11 protein-coding genes are annotated in these 16,535 nt (G+C 64.5%); 6 read left to right on the top strand and 5 right to left on the bottom strand.

Annotated elements, in window-relative coordinates; genetic code table 11:
• Positions 1-146 precede the first annotated feature (146 nt).
• Both U5709_RS06065 and U5709_RS06060 read left to right on the top strand, forming a co-directional pair.
• On the top strand, positions 147-1,373 hold the full coding sequence (locus U5709_RS06065) for a Tat pathway signal protein (protein ID WP_321971152.1): 1,227 nt from the start codon (positions 147-149) through the stop codon (positions 1,371-1,373).
• A gap of 189 nt (positions 1,374-1,562) precedes the next feature.
• Positions 1,563-2,684 carry a transporter substrate-binding domain-containing protein gene (locus tag U5709_RS06060; RefSeq protein ID WP_321973003.1) on the top strand — a complete coding sequence of 374 codons (1,122 nt, stop codon included), beginning with the start codon at positions 1,563-1,565 and terminating at the stop codon, positions 2,682-2,684.
• Positions 2,685-3,151: 467 nt separating this feature from the next.
• Here the strand turns inward: U5709_RS06060 and U5709_RS06055 are convergent, their stop codons facing one another.
• The 3 genes from U5709_RS06055 to U5709_RS06045 form a co-directional block, all read right to left on the bottom strand.
• Complete coding sequence (locus tag U5709_RS06055; RefSeq protein WP_321971150.1) at positions 3,152-5,446, bottom strand: KUP/HAK/KT family potassium transporter; 2,295 nt, start codon at positions 5,444-5,446, stop codon at positions 3,152-3,154.
• A gap of 106 nt (positions 5,447-5,552) precedes the next feature.
• Positions 5,553-5,855 carry a hypothetical protein gene (locus U5709_RS06050; protein WP_321971149.1) on the bottom strand — a complete coding sequence of 101 codons (303 nt, stop codon included), beginning with the start codon at positions 5,853-5,855 and terminating at the stop codon, positions 5,553-5,555.
• 26 nt (positions 5,856-5,881) lie between these two features.
• The gene (locus U5709_RS06045) at positions 5,882-6,145 is read right to left on the bottom strand and encodes a type II toxin-antitoxin system Phd/YefM family antitoxin (protein WP_321973002.1); all 264 of its coding nucleotides are present in this window, start codon (positions 6,143-6,145) and stop codon (positions 5,882-5,884) included.
• Positions 6,146-6,349: 204 nt separating this feature from the next.
• On the opposite strand from U5709_RS06045, the gene rlmKL reads away from it, so the two are divergent.
• The 3 genes from rlmKL (at position 6,350) to U5709_RS06030 (ending at position 11,486) form a co-directional block, all read left to right on the top strand.
• Complete coding sequence (rlmKL, locus tag U5709_RS06040; RefSeq protein WP_321971147.1) at positions 6,350-8,635, top strand: bifunctional 23S rRNA (guanine(2069)-N(7))-methyltransferase RlmK/23S rRNA (guanine(2445)-N(2))-methyltransferase RlmL; 2,286 nt, start codon at positions 6,350-6,352, stop codon at positions 8,633-8,635.
• 26 nt (positions 8,636-8,661) lie between these two features.
• Complete coding sequence (locus U5709_RS06035; RefSeq protein ID WP_321971146.1) at positions 8,662-9,579, top strand: CPBP family intramembrane glutamic endopeptidase; 918 nt, start codon at positions 8,662-8,664, stop codon at positions 9,577-9,579.
• Between the two features lie 182 nt (positions 9,580-9,761).
• Entirely contained in the window at positions 9,762-11,486 is a 1,725-nt protein-coding gene (locus tag U5709_RS06030) for a phospho-sugar mutase (RefSeq protein ID WP_321971145.1), read from the top strand.
• A 203-nt stretch (positions 11,487-11,689) separates the two neighbouring features.
• Here the strand turns inward: U5709_RS06030 and U5709_RS06025 are convergent, their stop codons facing one another.
• Positions 11,690-12,850 carry a hypothetical protein gene (locus tag U5709_RS06025; protein WP_321971144.1) on the bottom strand — a complete coding sequence of 387 codons (1,161 nt, stop codon included), beginning with the start codon at positions 12,848-12,850 and terminating at the stop codon, positions 11,690-11,692.
• Between the two features lie 198 nt (positions 12,851-13,048).
• Positions 13,049-15,091: a PBP1A family penicillin-binding protein gene (locus tag U5709_RS06020; protein ID WP_321973001.1), complete on the bottom strand. Its 2,043-nt coding sequence runs from the start codon at positions 15,089-15,091 to the stop codon at positions 13,049-13,051.
• Between the two features lie 174 nt (positions 15,092-15,265).
• Here U5709_RS06020 and tyrS point away from each other — a divergent pair, with 174 nt between their 5' ends.
• On the top strand, positions 15,266-16,483 hold the full coding sequence (gene tyrS / locus U5709_RS06015) for a tyrosine--tRNA ligase (RefSeq protein ID WP_321971142.1): 1,218 nt from the start codon (positions 15,266-15,268) through the stop codon (positions 16,481-16,483).
• Positions 16,484-16,535: the final 52 nt, after the last annotated feature.

Here is a 16,535-nt window from a genome sequence, read left to right as displayed (position 1 = left end):
AAGCGTGGGCGGGACAGAAGGGACAGCCCCTTTGTCACGCGTTCTTCTCCTTACGTGTGCATTTGGTCGCGTGCGACGATAAGGCGCTAAGATGGACATACTCTTTCTCACCTATGCCTAAACCACATCACGGGGAGATGTATTTTATGAACGACAAGGCCAGCAGTATCTCTCGCCGCGACGCGCTTCGTCTGCTCATGGGCGCGGGCGCCACACTCGGCGCCGCCGCAGCCTTCAAACCCGCGGCCGCTATCGCCGTGACCGCTCAGCAGAAGGCCGACAATGCTCAGGCCCAGGCCGACAAGACCCAGCAGGACCTCGAGGCCGCCCAGAGCGAGTACGAGGCCGCGCAGAAGAAGCTCTCCGCCATCGCCGACGAGTACGCCGCCGCCGCTGCCTCCCTCTCGGCTACCCGCGGGCAGATTGCGGACCTGACCTACCAGATCTCGGTCGCCGAGGAGACCATCTCGGCGACCGAGAAGCAGATCGAGGAGACGCAGAAGGACATCGAGGCCAAGCAGGCCAAGCTCTCTAAGCGCATGAGTGCCGCGTACAAGTCCGGCGCCCAGTCCACCATCGACCTGCTGCTCAGCTCCACTTCGTTCGAGGAGCTCACGAGCAACGTCTACTACCTCGACCACATCACCGAGTCCGACAAGTCCATGATACGCGAGGTCAAGACCCTAAAGGCGAGCCTAGAGGAGCAGAAAGCCGCCGTCGAGAAGCAGAAGGCCGAGCTCGAGAGCGAGAAGGCCGACCTCGAGGTCCTCGAGAGCCAGCAGGCCACCGAGCTCGAGGCCGCGCAGGTTAAGCAGGACGAGGCCGCGAGCTACGTCAGCAGCCTCTCCTCGTCGGTGCAGTCGCTCGTGGCGCAGCACGATTCTGAGCTGGCGGCCGCCCAGGAGGCCGCGGCCGAGGCAAAGAAAATCGCCGCCCAGGCCAAGACCGAGAAGAAATCGTGGGCCACGACTGCCAACACCCAGGTCCTCGGTAACGGCAACCTGGCTAAGCTGACCAGCGCGGTCGCCACGACGGCCTCTCCCGGCAGCGGCCTGTGCGCGGCCTGGGTCACCTACGTCTTCGCCAACGCCGGCCTCGGCTCCTACGACGGCAACGCATGCGACATGTGCGCCTGGTGGTGCGGCACCTCCGTCTCCAACATCAAGCCCGGCATGATCATCGCCGTCGAGAGCTCGAGCTCGGGCTCGACCGCCGGCAAGATCTACGGCCACATCGGCATCTACCTCTCCGACGGCCTCGTCCACCACAACGTCGGCTACATCATGACCGATACGGTGGCTAGCTGGACCGCCAAGTACTGCAAGTACATGGACGCGCGCTGCGGCTGGCTCGGGGGCATCGCCCTGTCCTAGGGCCACTCGCCGATTCGCTGGCGCGCCGAATTTCGTCAAATACCGAGAAACGCCCGCGTTTTCGTGGGCGTTTTTCTTTCTTTTGGCCTGACGTCGCGGCATTGCCAAGGGCTTGTTGACGCTGAACTTGAATCCGTCTGTATCGAAAAGCTCACGCGTCGGGGGATTTACATGATCCAACCGAGGAATATGACCCGTAGCCAGGCACTGCGGCTCGCGGGCTCGGCGGCCCTCGCCGCAGCGGTGTCGCTCGCCGCGCGCTCGTTGAGCTCGGGCCTGGGCGCCTCCGGCATAGGCGCGCTCAAGGTGGGCGTCCGCGCCGACATCGCCGGCGTGGACCAGTTGAACGAGGCCAACGGCAAGTATTACGGCCTCGAGGTCGACATTGCCGCCGAGATGGCCTCTCGCATGGGCTACGCCGGCTGCGAGTACTCCACCGTCACGCCCGACTCGCGCAAGGAGAATCTGCTCGACGGCAACATGGGCTGCCTCGTGGCCTGCTGCTCCGCGAGCGGCAAGCGTCGCGAGAACTTCGATTTCTCGCCGACCTATTACGAGGACCAGATTGTGGTCGCGGTCGAGAAGAGCTTGCTCATCACCAAGGTCGACGGCCTCAAGGGCGGCGTCTTCGGCACGCTCACCGGCGCGAACACGGCCGCCTACCTGGCCAACAACCTCTATGAGCGTGGCTTTATCGACGGCAAGGTCGTCTCTGCCAACGCCGTCAACACCGACGTGGCCTTCGATACCTGGCACCTCTATGAGTTTGAGAGCTACTCGAGGCTCTCCGACGCCTTCCGATCGGTGCTCGATGACGACACGCGTCATCTCTGCAAGTGCGGGGTCGCCGCGCACATCACCGACGCCAACTCCGGCCTCGCTACCAAGGAGAAGCTCCAGGAGCTCGCCGATGTGCTGCAAATCGCCGCGGTCTACGTGCTGGACGGCAACGGCGACATGATCGCCTCGTCCACGCCCGTCAAGAGCTACAGCCTCTCGACCGACCCCAACGAGAGCTCGTATGAGTTCCGCGAGCTTCTCGGCGGTAAGGACGAGCTCGTGCAGTCCGTCTCGACCAACGGCTCCACCGGCGAGGCGCAGCAGTTCATCGGCATGGCAACCCGCGACGAGCGCGGCTACGCGAGCGGCATCGCGCAGATCGCCGTGCGCCCGACGCGCCTCACGAACCTGCCCAAGTCCGTGAAGATCGGCCACGCGCTCGACAGCGTCAAGGTGGGCTCCGAGGGTTTCGCCTTCGCCGTGTCCAAGGATGATAACACCATCGCCTGCTTCCCGAGCGACAATATCTAAGGCGAGCAGACCAAGGCCGCCGAGGATCTGGGCAACGAGGCGGCTCGCGCCGCGCCGTCCGCACAGCAGGGAAGAAGCGCCCTTCGGGTGCCTCTTCTCATATTCGAGCAGGAGCTGCCGACCCATCTGAATCGGCGGCAATATTTGCGGCCATGAGGGCTCCGGATTGTGCCGTAAGCGGGTCCCGCCCGCAGCTATTTTGAAGCCTTGAGAAGCCCATTGGCCACAAACGACGGCGCAAAACCGGACTTGTCAACGATATTTTGCTCATGAGCAAAATATCGCGTCTGATTGAATCATCACGACCTGCAGTTTTGTCGAGTCTGCGAGACCTGCTACTCGATGAAACCCAAAAATTCGTTGACAAGTCGGTTCTTCGTGCACTTGCATCTCTGTCTGTCAAGAAAAACGCCCCGCGACCGAAGCCGCGGGGCGCCGAGCGGGTGCCTTATGCGTGCGAGGCGCTACTATTCGCCGTCGGCGATTTCGTCTTCACCGAAGATGTTCTCGTCCTCGTCGTCTTCCTCCTCGTTGATCACGAGGGGCTTGAAGGTCGCGGTGTCGCCGCCCACGAGATCCTTCAGCGTGCTCACGATGTTGTTCTCGCGGTCGCCGCGCATAGTCATGCTAAAGATGTCCTCGTCGTCGTCGACGGCGTCCGGGGCCGCCTTCGCGCTCTTCTCGAGGCGCTTGGGCGAGCTCGGTTCCGCATCGAGCAGCTGCACGCGCGTGAGTTTGTGCTGGGTCTTGCGTTTGGAGAACAGCGGCACGTACTCGAATAGGATGCTCGAGTTCTCGAGGCCGTACCACTTGGCGGGGCTGCCGCACATACGGCGGATCAGGTACTTGAGCTCCATCACGCGGTAATCGAGGCCGGAAAGGTCGGTCTCGGGGCTGATGACCTTGCGAATCAAGCAGAACCGGAAGTCGCCGACCGCGCTATGCGTGCGGTAGATCGAGTACTTGTGGTTCTGTGGGGAGATCTGGTGGTTATCGACGAGCTCCTGCACGATTTGGTACAGGTAGGTGTTCACGCGCTGGTTGACCTTGAAGCCGAGGCGCAGTTGCACCTTAAAGAGGAAGTCGGTGTCGAAGTCGTTGACAATGTACTCGTGCGTGAACGGCTCGTCGGTGACCTGCACGTTCAGGAAGTAGTAAGCCTTTGCGCGCTTGGGTTGCTTGTCCAGGATCGAGTAGAGGATGTCGCGGTCCAGCTTGTCGATGGACGAGTCGTTGGTGAGGAACACCAGGTTGTCGGCCAGGTAGGGGACCTCGTCGTCGTGACAGAGATCAAAGAGCTGGTCGAGGTACTTGTCGACCGGCAAAAAGACCGTCTGCGTGCGCTCGATGGCCGTGCCGCGGCGCCAGGTGTACATGACCACGAAGAGAACCGCGGCCAGGATGACCATCACGTAGCCGCCGTCGAAGAACATGGTGAGGCAGGACGCGAAGAACATGGCCTCGATGGCGCCGAAAATGACGGCGAAAAGACCCGCGCCCGCGGGGTTTTTGCGAACGCCCGCGATGTAGCTCGTGAGCAGCGTCGTCGTCATGAGCATCGTGATGGTGATGGCCAGGCCGTAGGCCGCCTCCATGCGCTCTGAGGTTTGGAAGAGCAGCACAACGAAGATCGTGCCGATCCACATGATGGAGTTGACCATGGGGATGTAGATCTGGCCCTTGGTCTCGGACGGGTAGTTGATGCGCATGTGCGGCATGAGGTCGAGGCGCACGGCCTCAGACACCAGCGTGTAGGAGCCGGTGATAAGCGCCTGCGAGGCGATGATGGCCGCAACGGCCGACAGGATGATGGCGAAGGGGCGCATCATCTCGGGGAGCATCTGGTAGAAGGGGTTGACGACGCCGGTGAGGGTGGGGTCGGCGGGGTCGCAGCCGAGCAGCCAAGCGCCTTGGCCGAGGTAGTTCAGGATGAGGCAGATCTTGACCACGGGCCAGGAGGCGTAGATGTTGGACTTGCCCACGTGGCCCATGTCGGAGTAGAGGGCCTCGGCGCCGGTGGTGGCGAGGAAGACGTAGCCCATGACCTGCAGGCCGGAGTTGTTCACTGGGCTCACGAGGAACTGGATGCCGTAGATGGGGTTCAACGCCTTGAGCACGACCGGGTTGCCGAACAGGTTGAGCAGACCCGCACCGCCGAGGAAGAGGAACCACAGCGTCATGACGGGGCCGAAAAACTTGCCGATGGAGCTCGTGCCGGCGCGCTGCACGGCAAAGAGCACACAGACGATGGCGATGGTGATGGCCATGACGAGGCCGGGGCCGTCACCCAAGATCTCGTGGCCCAGCGGAATGGTGCGAAGGCCCTCGATAGCGGTGGTTACGGTGACGGCGGGTGTCAGGATGCCGTCGGCAAGAAGCGCCGCGCCGCCGACCATGGCGGGGATGATCAGCCATTTGGCGCACCGCTTGACCAGCGAGTACAGCGCGAAGATGCCGCCCTCGTGATGGTTGTCGGCCTTCATGGCGATGACGACGTACTTGACGGTGGTGACCAGCGTCATCGTCCAGATAACGAGCGAGAGCGCGCCGATGATGAGGCTCTCGCTGACCGTGGAGATACCGCCGTTGTTCGCGACGATGGACTTCAGCGTATACATCGGGCTCGTGCCGATGTCTCCGTAGACGACGCCTAATGTGACGAGGATCATACCAGCGGACAGCGGGATGTCGGCGTTTCTTGCCTTGCGGGCAGCCTTGCGGGCGCGCACGCTCTCCGCGGTGTCCTTAATCGATGCTCCCATGACGCTCCAAACTCGGTGCCGATACAAAGCCCGAATGGGCCGATTCAAAACATCTATACAAATATAGTCGTTTGCTGAGAAGGCGGCGGTTGGCGGGCCCGGGCGGCTAACGCGGCCGGAAGTGGCTTCTCGGGTCTCCGGCGGTCCACTCTATGTTGATGAGCTGCACGAGCGACTTGGGCTCGTCCACCATGTGGTAAAGGGTGAACGGCGCGCCGGAAAGCGGCAGGTACCTGCAGGGAAACGGGGGAGTGGCCGCAGGGTAGTCCGGCAGGTGCTCAGGCCCCGCGAAGGGGAACTCGGCCAGCATCGCCACGGATTGCTCGATGCGCGCCATCGTCGCTTCACGATTGACGTTCTCGAGCAGAAACGACTCGGCGGAATCGGTGTACTCAATCCTGAACATCACGCGTTCCAGCCCTTGGCGGCGCGGATTCAGACAAAAACGTCGCCCGTCTCGAACACTTTGCCTTCCTGCGCTTCTTGGTATCCGGCAAGAAGGCCCCGATAGACATCCATTTCGCGCTCGTGCTCCTGCTGTCGGCGCGATATTGCCCGGTCAATGGCCTCCGCGTCCATCACGACGACGGCGCTCTTTCCGTTGCGCGTGAGATAGAGCGGCTCCGCCGTCTCTTTGAGGCGCGAGATCACGGCGCTTTGGTTGCGGTTGAAATCAGCTAAAGACGTGATGGCGGGCACCCGATCCTTCTATGCGCAAGAACAACAATAAATTTACTGCGGATGTATCATTCGGCATCGATGGCGCCCCGAACGACGTGAGATGGAACTGCGGGCGGGTCTTGTGGTTCTGCCGCACTTTTCGCATATGGGCGAGGCCGCTGCGCTGTCGACGCTAAGCTGGGGTAGTTGGTTGTTGCGTCTACGGGCGAAAGGTGTCCCGCTATGGAGTTCGTCGCTACGTGCCCTAAGGGGTTCGAGAAGCTGCTGGCCGAGGAGCTGGCGTCGCTTGGTGCGCCGCAGGTCCGCCAGTTGCGCGGCCAGGTCGCGTTCGGAGGCGAGCTCGCCGATGCTTACCGCGCCTGCCTTTGGAGTCGTCTGGCCTCGCGCATCCTGCTCGTGCTCGCGCGCGTGAGCGCCCGCGACGCCGACGCGCTCTATGAGGGCGTGCGGTCCGTCGACTGGTCGGAGCACCTCGCCGAGGGCGCGACCTTCGTCATCGACTCCCACGGCACGAACGACAACCTGAGAAACACCCAGTTCGTGGCCCTGCGCTCCAAGGACGCCATCTCCGACCAGCTCTTCTCGGCGCGCGGCATGCGCCCCGTGGTGAACACCGACGCGCCCGACGTGACCATCGACGTGCGCCTGCAGCGCGACCGCGCGACCATTTCCATCGACCTCACGGGCGAGCCGCTCTTCCACCGCGGCTACGATTCGCGCGCCGCCCGCAAGGTGGCGCCGCTGCGCGCCGACTACGCGGCCATGGTGCTCGCGGCCGGCCGCTGGTACCGAAACGTGCGTCACGGCGCGCCCGTGCTCTGCGCCCTTTGGGCAGGGCAAGGCGCTGTGCTCGTGGAGGCCGCCGGCGAGGCGCTCGACCGCGCGCCGGGCCTTCTCCGCGCCCGCTGGGGCTTCGAGGGCTGGGCTGGCCACGACGCGGACGCCTGGGACGAGCTGCTCGAGGAGGCAGACCGCCGCGCCGACGCCGGCGCCGCCAACAAGCTCGCGCTCTACGCGGCCGACACGCGCGCGGGCGCCGAGGCCGCCTGTCGCGGAGCCCTGCGCGCGGCCGGGCTCGACTGCGAGCTCACCTTCGTGCCCGCGGCCGAAGCGCTCGACGCCGCCCGCGCGGCCGGCGACGACGCCCTTGTGACCTGCGACCTCTCGTGGATCGGCGCCGATGAGCTCGCGAGCGAGGCCGCGGCCCTCACGACGCTCTCGGCCGCGGCGGGCCAAAACGTGGCCGCCCTCGTGCGCGACTCGTCCTGCGACGCCGCGCTCAAGCGCGACCCCGACGCCGTCTTCGACGTCATCTCCGGCCGCGAGCCCGCCTACGTGCGCTGCTTCGACGCCGTAGAGGGCGAGCCGGCGCCCGAGCCGACCTGCGTTGCCCTTGCCGGCGGCGAGAAGGCCTCCGTCCTCGTGCCCGCCTCCGATCAGTTCGCCGCGCGTCTCGCCAAGGTGGCCAAGCTCCGCGCCAAGTGGGCCCGGCGCGAGGACGTGAGCTGCTACCGCGTCTACGACGCCGACCTGCCCGACTACGCCGTCGCCATCGAGCTCTACCAGGGTGTGGACGGCCGCGGCCGCTGGCTGCAGGTCTCCGAGTACGCCGCGCCCAAGGAGGTCGACCCCGACCTCGCGCGCCGCCGGCTCATGGACGTGCTCGCCATCGCCCCGCGCGTCATGGGCGTGGACCCGGCAAACGTCAACCTGCGCGTGCGCACCCGCGCCCGCGGCGGCTCGCAGTACTCCGATGAGGGTAGCGCCGCGTCAAATGAAGCGCAGGTCAAAGGCGAGTTTTCTCGCATCCGCGGCCAGCGCGCCGACCAGCGCAACCGCCGCAAGCCCAGCCTCACCGACCTGCCAGCCGGCGCCCATCTCATCGACGAGGGCGGCCTCACCTTCGAGGTCAACTTCTCCGCGCGCCTCGACTGCGGCATCTTCCTCGACCACCGCGACACCCGCGCCGAGGTCCGCGAGATGATGAAGAAGACCCTGGGCTCCAAGCGCTTCCTCAACCTTTTCGCTTACACGGGCACCGCGACCTGCTACGCGGCCGACGGCGGCGCCAAGCACACGACGACCGTCGACCTCTCGCGCCCGAGCCTCGACTGGGCCCGCCGCAACATGGCTCGCAACGGCTTTACCGGCGCCGAGCACGAGTTCGTCCAGGCCGACGTCATCCAGTGGGTGCAGGAGCAACGCCACACAAAGAACCGCTGGGACCTCGTCTTCTGCGACGTCCCCACTTTCTCCAACTCCCAGCGCATGAAGAAGTCCAGCTGGGACGTGCAGCGCGACCACACCGAGCTCATCATCGGCGTCTCCCGCGTGCTCACCCGTAACGGCTGCGCCATCTTCTCGTGCAACCTGCGCAACTTCAAGCCCGACGAGGAGGCGCTCGCCAAGGCAGGCGTCGTGCTCGAGGACATCACGGCGAGCACCATCCCCGAGGACTTCAAGCGCAACCAGAAGATCCACCACGCCTATATCGTCCGCCGCGGCTAGCCCGCGCAATGAAAGGAGTCTGCGTCATGTCCAAACTGCGCGTCACCCACCCGTTCCTCTATGCGGTGGTCATATTCCTCATCTTCGGCTTCACCATGCAGTTGGCGTCGCTGGTGGCCACGATGGTCTTCACGGTCGCCTTCGGCAACGAGCCCATCGTCGAGTCCGCGAGCACGCTCTTCGGCGAGATCGCGGCCGGCCTCGTCCTGTGCGCCGTGCTCAGGGGCGCCGGCCGGGGGTGCCTGCTCACCAAGAAGGGCCGGGGCTTTGTGCCCGGCCTGGCCATCGGCGGCTACTGCTTCGTGTTCTTCGCGTTCGTCGCATGCGAGGAGATCGTCGAGCTCATGAGCGCCGGCGCCTTCTCGATCAACCTCGCCCCGGCCTCCGCGGTCTGCGTGCTCTCGATGCTCGCCGTGGGCGTCACCGAGGAGATCGAGGCGCGCGCCCTTATCGGCGAGACGTTCCTCGAGCACTTCGGAACGACGCGCGACGGTGCGCTCAGGGCCGCCGTCGCCTCCGGCCTCATCTTTGGCCTCATGCACATCACCAACGCCATCGACGCGCCCTTCTGGGACACCGTCAGCCAGGTCATCCTGTGCTTCACAGGCGGCATCCTCTACGGCGTCATCTATTTCCGCGGCGGCAACCTGTGGTCCATCGCGCTTATCCATGGCCTGAACGATGTCTTCGCCTCGCTCGACACCTGGCTCGTCAACGGCGGCGCGTCGCCGGCCATGGTGGACACCGGCTTCAGCGCCATCGCCCTCGCCGTCACGCTGCTTGTGGGCGCGCTCGACATCGCGGTGTCGCTCTACCTGCTCAGGAAGGACCGCGCGGGGGAGGTCGCGAAGACCTGGCCCGAGATCAGCGAGTCCGGCGGCTGGGCGACAGGTGAGCCCGCGGCTGCGCTCGACGCGGCGCCCGAGCGCCCTGAGGGCCTGTAAGGAGCCTCGCGGCTCTGCTCACAACCCAGAACATCGCGCGTTTCCTGCCCGGGCTTCGACCGTTCGCGGATAAGCCCGGGCTTTTCGCGGCCGATTTCCGCGGGGTAACTAAAATGAACCTCATCTATCGAAATTCGGCGCGGGCGCCGCCTGCGTCTTTACGAGAAGTGGGGGAGCATTACATGGACCAGTCCATCGAGCAGACCGTCAAGGTTTGGCAGGACAACGTGCACGAGGCCGACCTCGCCGAGGAGCTTTCCGCCCTCGTTGCCGAGGACGGCGACAAGCTCTACGACGCCTTCTATCGCAGCCTTGCCTTTGGCACCGCCGGCCTGCGCGGCACGCTCGGCGTCGGCACCAACCGCATGAACGTCTACGTCGTCGCCCAGGCCACCCAGGGCGTCGCCGATTACCTCAACGCCCACTACGACAAGCCCACGCTGGCGCTGGCCCGCGACTCTCGCCTCAAGGGCGAGGACTTCCAGAAGGTCGCCGCCGGCATCCTTGCCGCTAACGGCATCCACGTCTACGTCTACCCGCGCATCGAGCCCGTCCCCACGCTGTCCTTTGCCGTGCGCGAGCTGGGCACCTCGGCCGGTATCGTGCTGACCGCCTCCCACAACCCGGCCGCCTACAACGGCTACAAGGTCTACAACGACAACGGTGGCCAGATCACCGACGAGGCCGCGGCCGAGATTTCCGCGAACATCGCCAAGGCAGACCCGTTTGAGGCCTACGCCGGCGCCATGGACTTTGACGAGGCGCTGGAGAAAGGCCTTGTGGAGTGGACCCCCGAGTCCGTCCTTGACGGCTTCATCGAGAACATCAAGAAGGTCTCCGTCCCCGGCTTCAAGGCCTCCGACGGCTACTCCGTGGTCTACACGCCCTTGAACGGCACCGGCATGGAGTGCGTGACCCGCATCCTCAAGGAGATCGGCGTCGAGGACGTCTCCGTCGTTCCCGAGCAGGCCGAGCCCGACGGCAACTTCCCCACGTGCAACTACCCGAACCCCGAGTTCCGCGAGGCGCTTGACCTTGCCCTCAAGCTCGCCGAGGAGGTTAAGCCCAACTTGGTCGTGGCCACCGACCCCGATGCAGACCGTATGGGCACCGCCATCCCGCACGACGGCGACTACGTGCTTCTCTCCGGCAACGAGATGGGCGTTCTGATGATGGACTGGCTGGCCAACATGGCCGCCGAGAACGGCGAGGACGTTGCGTCCAAGGTTGCCGTATCCACCATCGTCTCGTCCTCTATGCCCGACGCCATCGCCAAGGACAAGGGCTTCGAGATGCGCCGCGTTCTCACCGGCTTCAAGTACATCGGCGACCAGATCGACCAGCTCAAGGACGCCGGCGAGGAGGATCGCTACCTCATGGGCTTCGAGGAGTCCTATGGCTACCTGGTGGGCACCCACGCCCGCGACAAGGACGCCATCGTGGCCACCATGCTCTGCGTCGAGATGGCCTCCTACTACGCCTCTAAGGGCATGGACCTCTACGAGGCCATGGACGCGCTGTACCAGAAGTACGGCTACTACCTCAACGGCACTATCAACGCCTCCTTCCCGGGTGCCTCCGGCGCCGAGAAGATGGCCCAGATCATGGACGGCCTGCGTAAGCAGCCGCTGGCCGAGATCGCCGGCTACAAGGTCGAGGGCGTGACCGACTACGCCACCGGCCCCGAGATGCCGCGCGTATCCGGCCTGCAGAAGGAGGCCGCGCAGGTGCTGCCGCCGGCCAACGTCATCGAGTACCGCCTCGAGGGCAACAACAAGGTCATCTTCCGTCCCTCCGGCACCGAGCCCAAGGTCAAGGCTTACCTCTTCTCCGTGGGCGCCACCCGCGAGGAGTCCGAGGCCGTACGCGACAAGCTCGGCGAGGCCGCTAAGGCCATCCTCTCGTAAGGCAACCAGCCGATTTTGAGCGCAGGCGCGCCGTCGGGAGTAACCGGCGGCGCGTTTTTGAGCGGCAGACTCCGCTTTTGAATGCTTTTCGGAGGCGCTTTCTTTGAAAACGGACCAACCCCGCCCATTTTCTTTGCGAACGACTGCGGCCTTCCGGTGGTGATCGGCAGAGCCGGCGCCGCGTCGTTGGAACGTTGGACGGGCTAGTCGGAACTATCCGAATCGCTGCTCTGGGCGCTCACAGCATAGAAGGTGTCGCAGGCCGAGGCGATGGTGAAGGAGGACCAAGGGCGCTCGGAGGCCTGGGGGTCGGTGGGGTCGTAGATGCCCACGGTGCCGTCCGAGTTCTCCGACACGACAAGAATCCAGTGCGCGTCCTCGGAGAGAGTGTCCGCCTTGGCCTCGATGAGCAGGTAGGTCCCGTAATCCAGCACCGCGTTGAGGTCCACTGCGTTCGACTCGTAGGACTCGACAGTAAGGCCAAGCCCGGACGCCGCGGACGTAAAGAAGGTCGCGGCGGTGCCGGACTCGCCGGTCGCGGCGTTTGCCTCGGTGGCCAAGGCTGCGATGTCCGCCGGAGTCTTGTCGTTCTTGCCGGTAAGCCCCATATAAGCCATCGAGAAGGCGACGGGGCCGGAGCCGGAAACCGCCAGCGCGTGCCCACCGTAGTCGACGGCTCCCCAGCGCGCATCCCAACAGTAGAGCTCGGGCGCCTTGCCCTTCGTCACGCTGCTGCCGAAGGCCTGGCCGGTCTTCTCGGCGTCGGGGTAAGAAGCAACGAAATCGATGGCCTCGGGGTGGGCGAGCGCGAGTTCGACCAAGAGGGTGTCGGCGTACTTATCGGCGTTCTGTGCGATTTGCGCGAGCTTGTCGTTACGGTCGAGAGCGGACTCGAGGCGGCTCGTGAGGTCGTCGGAGATGCCGGCGGCGACGCGGGGAGGCTGCTCGCTCTGCTGGGCTTCCTGCTGCTGTTGCGTCTCTTCGCGCTTCGCGTTGCAGCTGCTCACGCAAGAAGTGACCCCGACGACGAGCAGGATGGCCAAAACGACGCCGAGCGCGGCAAGGGTCAGTGCCCTGCGGTCCGCCATGCGCCGCCCGCGCCCGCCCTGGAAATTGATGCTTCGGGTGCGCAGCGGGTAGCCGCTGTTGCCTTTTCCGCCGGTGAGCTTGACGCCGCCCGCGCCCCTCAGCCCCCCGCGACCGTTGCCTCGCGATTGCGTGCCGCGCGGGCCGTGGTAAGAGCCGCCGAGCGTCACGCGCTCCGGGGGCCGCCCGCTGCCGTAAAACGAGCCGTTCGACGAGTCGTTCGACGAGCGGGAGGAGCCGCCGGAGCGGCGTCGGGAATCGGGGGTACTATATGCCATGTGGTTCCTCCGTTTAAACCTCATTAACCTTACCAATGATAAAGCACGGGCCCCCGAGGACGTTTCGCACAGCCGGCGCCAATCCGCGAGTGAGCGCTTGCAGGTTGGGGAGCGGCCTTTCTTCACAAGAAAAGCGCGGGCCCCGTGAAGCCCGCGCCTCGCGTTTCTCTGTGCTTTGGTCGCGATCCAGCCTACGTCTTACTCGCTATAGTCCCCGTTGTCGGAATTGCTGTTCGAGTAGTTGCTGTTCGAGTAGCTGCTTGAGCTGTAGTAGCCGTTGTTGTAAGAGGAGCTCGTCTCGGCGAAGGTCCAGGAGCTGTTGGACTTGTAGCTCGCGGTGTGGTCGGCCTCGGGGAACTCCTCGCGCTTCTTGCCGGCGAGGATGGAGTTCATGAAGGTGGCCCAGATGGGCTGCGCGGTGTTGGAGGTCGTGGCGTGGCTGCCCTGGTAGTAGGCGGTCTTGTTCGTGCCGTCGCGGCGGCCGAAGCGCACGACCGTGGTGACCTGGGGAGAGAAGCCGCAGAACCAGAGGTTGTCGTAGGACTCGGTGGTGCCGGTCTTGCCGCCGACGGGCTGGTTGATGTTGAGCATGCTGAGCACCGTGGAGCCGGTGCCGTAGCTCACTACGTTTTCGAGGACCTCGCGGGTGTCCTGGGCCACGGCAGAGTCGACGACCTGCTCGGGCGCATCCTCGTGCTTGTAGATCACGCTGCCGTTGCGGTTCTCGATCTTGACGATGGCCACGGTGTCGCGGTGCTCGCCGTTGTTGGCGATGGTCGAGTAGCCCTCGGCCATCTCGAGCGGCGAGACGCTCGAGGTGCCGAGCGTCGCCGTGCCGTAGGGGTCGATGGTGGAGTCGATGCCCACGAGCTTGCACATGGTGATGAGCTTGTCGACGCCGATGGTGTCGATGAGCTGCGCGTAGCCGGTGTTGGAGGAGACCTGCGTGGCGCGGTCGAGCGTGATGTAGCCGTACTGGTGGTTGTCGATGTTCTGGACGTTCCAGGTGCTGCCGATCTTCATGGGCGAGTTGCAGTTGAGGATGACCGTCGGGCTCATGCCCTCATTGAGCGCCGCGAGCAGGGTGAACGTCTTGAACGAGGAGCCTGCCTGGAACTTGCTCGTGGCCAGGTTGACCTGCGCGCCCTCGAGGTCGGTGCCGTAGTGCTGGCCGCCGACCATGGCCTTGATGTAGCCCGTGGAGTTGTCGATGCAGACGAGGGCGGCACTGACGTCGTCGTTGCCGGCGGCGCTCACATACTTATCGGTGGCCGCCTCGGCCGCGGCCTGGTAGTCGGGGTCGAGCGTGGTGTAGACCTTGAGGCCGCCCTGCATGATGGTGTCGCTCGAGAAGTTCTCGAGGAGTAGCTCGCGCACGTAGTCGGTGAAGAATGGGTAGGAGCCGCTCGCCTCGGTGAGCTCGCCGGGGTTGAGCACGAGCTCCTCGGCCTGCGCGGCGTCGTGCTCCTCTTGCGTGATGTCGCCCGCCTCGAGCATGCGGTCGAGAACGAGGTTGCGGCGAGAGACGCAGTTCTCGGGGTTCCTGAAGGGGTCGTAGATGGTGGGGGAGTTCGGCAGGCCGACGAGCGTGGCCGCCTCGGCAAGCGTGAGCTCGCTGGCGTGCTTGTTGAAGTACGTGATGCTGGCCGCCTCGATGCCGTAGGCCGAGTTGCCGTAATAGATGGTGTTCACGTACATGTTGAGGATCTGGTCTTTGGTGTACATCTTCTCCATCTGGATGGCGATGTAGGCCTCGCGGACCTTGCGCTTGAGCGACATCTCGAACTGCTCGTCCGAAAGGATGGTGTTTCTTACCAGCTGCTGGGTGATGGAGGAGCCGCCGCCCTGGCCGCTCTTGCCGGTGATCTGGCCCACGACGGCGCGCAGGATGCCCTGGGGATCCACGCCGCTGTGCTGATAGAAGCGCTTGTCCTCGGTGTCGACGGTGCCCTTGAGCACGTACGGCGAGACCTGGTCGAGGTCGACCGAGCGGCGCTGCTGCAGGTAATAGGTCGCGATTTCGTTGCCGCTGGCGTCGTAGATGCGCGTGGGCTCGGCGACCGCGTAGGAGTCGGCCGAGGTGTAGTCGGGCAGGTCCTCGAGCCAGCCGAAGACGACGCCGCCCATCGAGAGGCAGGCCGCGACGATGAGCAGCGCGACGAATCCGACGGCGCCGGCGAGGCCGAAGCCGACGATGTGGGTCCTGGAGTGCTTATGAGCCCTGCGGGTTCGAATACCCATGTACCCTCCTTGAGGGAGTCGATTCACATAAATCCAATTATAGAGGTCAGCTAGCTTTGTCTACCTTTGGGAATGCGCGGGTGTCGTGTTGTTGTGGAGTGCGTAGTCATTCGGCCTGCGGTATGCTATAAGGCTGTGATTCAAATCGAAGAATAACCCTTTGGAGGACAGAAAATGCTTCCCGTTGACGAGCAGCTCAAGGTCATCACCTCCGGCACCATGCAGATCGTTCCGATGGACGAGCTCAAGGCCAAGCTCGAGAAGGGCACCCCGCTCAATATCAAGCTGGGCGTTGACCCCACGAGCCCAGACCTTCACCTCGGCCACGCTGTCCCGCTGCGCAAGATGCGCCAGTTCCAGGACCTGGGCCACAAGGTCACGCTGATCATCGGCTCCGGCACCGCGCTTATCGGCGACCCGTCCGGCCGCGACTCCACCCGTCCGCCGCTTACCGAGGAGCAGGTGGAGGCCAACGCCAAGACCTACGTCGAACAGGCCATGAAGGTTCTTGACCCCGCTAAGACCGAGGTCGTCTACAACGGCGACTGGATCAAGCCGCTGAATCTTAGCCAAATGCTGGGCCTCATGAGCAAGTTCAACGTGGCGCGCATCCTCGAGCGCGAGGACTTCCACAACCGCTACACCGAGGGCAAGTCCATCGCTCTGCACGAGTTCATCTATCCGGTGCTTCAGGCCTACGACTCCGTGGTCATCAAGGCCGACCTCGAGATGGGCGGTAACGACCAGATCTTCAACCTGCTTGCCGGCCGCGACCTCATGCGCGCCGAGGGCATGGAGCCCCAGGTCGCCCTCACCATGCCGCTTCTGGTGGGCACCGACGGCAAGAAGAAGATGTCCAAGAGCTATGGCAACTACATCGGCCTCACCGACGAGCCGGCCGACATGTTCGGCAAGGTCATGTCCATCGCCGACGAGATCGTTCCGATGTACTACCGCCTGTGCTCCACCAAGGACCTTGACGAGGTCGACGCCATCGATGCCGCCTTCGCCGACGGCACGGCCGACCCCTATAAGCTCAAGCGCGAGCTGGGCGTGAACATCGTGGACCTCTACCACGGGCAGGGCGCAGGCGAGAAGGCCATGGCCGCCTTTGACGCCCAGTTCAAGGAGAACAAGGTCCCCGACAACATCGCCGAGTTCCCGGCGAGCATCGTCGAGGTCAACGACGAGGGCAAGGTCTACCTGGGCAAGTTGCTGGTTGACGTCAAGATCGCCGCGAGCGCCGGCGAGGCCCGTCGCCTGGTTGACGGCGGCGGCGTGAAGGTCAATGGCGAGGCTGTGGCGCCCAAGTGCTACAACGTGGACCCCGTGCCCTTTGCCGCCGGCACCATCATTCAGTCCGGCAAGAAGCGCTGGGCCAAGCTGGTCTAGTCGGCAATTATTGAGCGATGAGCGCTCCGGCGGACCGTTTTCGCCGGAGCGC

It is taken from the genome of Paratractidigestivibacter sp. (assembly GCF_963660155.1).
In the GTDB taxonomy this organism is placed as follows: Bacteria; Actinomycetota; Coriobacteriia; order Coriobacteriales; family Atopobiaceae; genus Paratractidigestivibacter.
Note: the sequence above shows the minus strand (reverse complement) of the source record. Positions and strands in the feature narration are given on the sequence as shown.